The following is a 3,606-nucleotide window of genomic DNA, read 5'->3' as shown; positions in this document are numbered from 1 at the left end:
CGACCCCGAGTGTAGCGGTCGAATGTGCAGCCTGGGTCGTTTAACGCCATCGAGGAGTGAAGATTGAAATAGTAAGTGCTACAGTCGAGTGACAGAAAGACGGAGAGTTCGAGAGCGAAAGGCACGTTCCGATGTCGAAGGCACAACAAGCCCCATCGCCCAGGGAGGGCGGTGTCGTCGCCGCCATGAGCGCCCTGATCCTCGCGGTCCTCCTGGCGGCCCTGGACCAGACCATCGTCTCGACGGCACTGCCCCGGATAGCCGAGGACCTGCACGGGTTCGACGACATCGCCTGGGTCAGCGCCGCGTACCTGCTCGCCTCGACGGCGGTCACCCCGCTGTGGGGCAAGCTCGGCGACATGTTCGGCCGCAAGCGGCTCTACCTGGCCTCGACCACGATCTTCCTGGCCGCCTCGGTGGCCTGCGGCCTGGCCCGGACGCTGCCCGAACTCATCGGCGCCCGCGTCCTCCAGGGCGTGGGCGGCGGCGGCATGATCGTGCTGACCTTCGCCCTGGTCGGTGACATCGTCGCCCCCGGCGAGCGCGGCCGCTACCAGGGCATGTTCGGCTCGGTGTACGGCGTCGCCAGCATCGTCGGCCCCCTGCTGGGCGGCGTCTTCACCGACCAGCTGTCCTGGCGCTGGGCCTTCCTGATCAACCTGCCCTTCGGCGTCGTCGCCCTGGCCGTCGCCGCGCGGGCGCTGCCGGCCGCCACCCGGGGGGCCAGGGCCCGGATCGACTACCCGGGCGCCACCCTCCTCGCCGGCATCGCCACCGGCCTGGTGCTGGTCACGTCCTTCGGCGAGCGCTGGGGCTGGGGCTCGCCCGCCATCATCGGCCTGATCCTGGCCACCGCGGCGCTGGCCCTGCTGCTCCTGCCCGTCGAGCGCCGGGCCGCCGCCCCGGTCCTGCCGCCGGCCATGCTGGGCTCCCGGACCGTCGTCTTCTCCTCGCTGATCGGCTTCTTCGCCAACGCCGCGATGTTCGCGGTCCTGGTCTACCTGCCGACGTACCTGCAGATCGTCCACGGCGTCTCCGCCACCCTCTCCGGCGTCTCCATGCTGCCGCTGGTCGCCGGCCTGGTCATCAGCCAGTCCCTGGCCGGACGCTGGGCCGCGCACGCCGGGCGGCTGCGGGCGATCCTGCTCGCCGGGCTGGCCGCCAACCTCGCCGGACTGCTCCTGCTGGGCACCATCGGCGGCACCACCAGCACCCTGGTGCTGAGCGTCTACTTCCTGATCACCGGCGTCGGCATCGGCATGGTGCCGATGGTCGTGCTGACCACGGTCCAGAACAGCGTGCCCGCCGCCGACCTCGGCGCCGCCAGCGCCGTCGTCACCTTCGCCCGCTCCATCGGCGCGGCCTTCGGAGTCGCCGTCTTCGGCACCCTGCTCAACACCGGCTTCGCGGACCGCACCCGCGCCCTGCCGGCGGCAGGCGGTTTCGACGCCGCCCGCCCCGACACCATCGGCCGGCTGCCCGGCGCGCTGCGCGAGACCGCGCTGGACGCCTTCGCCCACGCGACCGCGGCGGGCTACCTCTGGATGGCCCCGGCGCTCGCCGCCGGAATCCTGCTGGCCGTCTTCCTCAAGCCGGCGTCCCGCAGCAGCGCAGGCGCCGCCGTCGCCACCGCCCGCGTCGCCGAGGACGACGTCCGCACCGACACGGGCCAGGCTGACAGGGACACGGGCGACAAGGGCCCGATCGCCGCCTGAACGCACCACCACAGCTCCACCTCGACCGGCCGACGCCCCCAGGGGCGCCGGCCGTCGCCGCGTCCGCACGGCGGCTGGGCCTCGTCCTCGGCGAACGTGTCGGCTCGACGAACGGGCTCGTGTGGCGGCGTGACGCAGAGGGGACCTGCGAGGTGATCCGCAGGGGCGCCAGCCGTCGGTGCGTGCGTGGGGCGGCAGTGTCTCGTCCTCGGCGAACGTGTCGGCTCGGCGAACGGGCTCGTGTGGCGGCGTGACGCAGCGGCGACCTGCGAGGTGATCCGCAGGGGCGCCGGCCGTCGCCGCGTCCGCACGGCGGCTGGGCCTCGTCCTCGGCGAAGTGTCGGCTCGACGAACGGGCTCGTGTGGCGGCGTGACGCAGAGGGGACCTGGGAGGCGCAGTGTCTCGTCCAGGGCGAACGTGTCGGCTCGACGAAGGCTTAGCACGGCTCGTGCGGCGGCGTGACGCCGCAGGGACCTGCGAGGTGACCGTCATCGCGGCCGGCGCGGACGCGCCCGCGCCGGCGTCCGGGGGATCGCCGGCACGGGCGGGCGTGAGGGTGGTGAGGCGGTGGACCGCTCCTTCGGCCGGCCGAAGGCCGCCGGCACAGAACGAGGCGGCGTGGCGCGCGCCATCGCGCAGGCCCTCGCCGAGCGCACCGCCTCGGGCGCCGAGAGGCGCGATCCGTTCCTGCGCAGGCGCCGCCGCGCTTCCGCCCCCGAGGCGGCGGGCATCGTCCGGCGGGGCGTCGGGGTGTACGGGAAGCGCGGACGTCCGCGCCCGGCTCAGGCGCGGCGGCGGCCGACGGCGACCGCCGGCAGCCGAAAGCGGCCGGCTCGCGGAGCAGCCGGCCGCCCCGCTCGATCCGGTCCCGCGGGGCGCCGCCGCCGCGCCGGCCGGGGCGGTTCAGAACGCGGAGCGGATGAGTCCGCCGTCCACCCGGATGGTCGCGCCGCTCATGTACTGGGCGTAGGTGCTGCACAGGTACGCGACGGCTGCCGCGATCTCGTCCGGCTCGCCGAAACGGTTCTGGTCGTTGGGGATGAGCGCGTCGACGGCGTTGGGGTGGATCTCCTCCCAGGTGTCGCCCCAGCCGCGGGCGGGGCCGATCTGCGTGACGAGTTCCCTCGTCGCCTCGACGAGGATCGCCCCGGGCGAGACGACGTTGGAGGTGACGCCGGTGCCCTTCAGCTCGCGGGCCAGCGACACCGCGAGGTTGTGGCGGGCGGCCAGGGTGGCGTTGTACTGCGGGTGGGTGTTCATCGGCTGGGAGGCCAGGCCGCCGCCGATGGTCACGACGCGGCCCCAGCCGCGCTCGCGCATCGCCGGCACCAGGTGCTGGATCATGCGCACACCCGAGACGACGTTGACGTTGTAGGTGTCGCTCCACTCCGTGGGCGTCGCGTCCGCCCACGACACGTGCCGGTAGAAGCCGGCGTTGTTGACGAGGATGTCGACGGGGCCGTCCGCGGTCGCCGCGTCGGCGACGGCTGCGGCGCCCGCGTCGGTGGCCAGGTCGCCCAGTGCCGTGGTGGCCGTTCCGCCGGCCTCGCGGATGGCCGCCGCGACCGCCTCCACCCGATCCTTGTTCCGTCCGTGGATCACGACGGCCGCGCCTTCCGCGGCGAGCATCCGGGCGGTGGCCTCGCCGAGTCCGGCGCTGGAGCCGGTGATCAGCGCGCGCTTGCCGGTGAGATCGAGGTTCATGTGCTGCTCCCCTTCCGGGCCGCTCCCGCACCCGTGCGGTGTGGGAACACTGAAAAGTCTACACCTGTATACTCATGTGCCGTCCCATCGGACGCCGGCGCCGCACAGAAACGTGTCCACCACGAGGTTGGCCGCCTGGCCGGCGCTCAGGTGTGCCTGCCGGTGGGCGGCGAGGCTCACCAACTC

Annotated in this window: 2 protein-coding genes; one reads left to right on the top strand and one right to left on the bottom strand. The window is 73.6% G+C overall.

Going from position 1 to position 3,606, the window contains the following annotated elements:
• Positions 1-131: 131 nt before the first annotated feature.
• Positions 132-1,715, top strand: a complete 1,584-nt coding sequence (locus tag V2S66_RS34225) for an MDR family MFS transporter (protein ID WP_330800996.1) — start codon at positions 132-134, stop codon at positions 1,713-1,715.
• Positions 1,716-2,619: 904 nt separating this feature from the next.
• Here the strand turns inward: V2S66_RS34225 and V2S66_RS34220 are convergent.
• On the bottom strand, positions 2,620-3,420 hold the full coding sequence (locus tag V2S66_RS34220) for an SDR family NAD(P)-dependent oxidoreductase (protein ID WP_330800994.1): 801 nt from the start codon (positions 3,418-3,420) through the stop codon (positions 2,620-2,622).
• Between the last annotated feature and the right edge of the window lie 186 nt (positions 3,421-3,606).

The organism is Actinacidiphila polyblastidii (assembly GCF_036353415.1).
GTDB lineage: Bacteria > Actinomycetota > Actinomycetes > Streptomycetales > Streptomycetaceae > Actinacidiphila > Actinacidiphila polyblastidii.
This window is presented reverse-complemented; position numbering and strand designations above follow the sequence as displayed.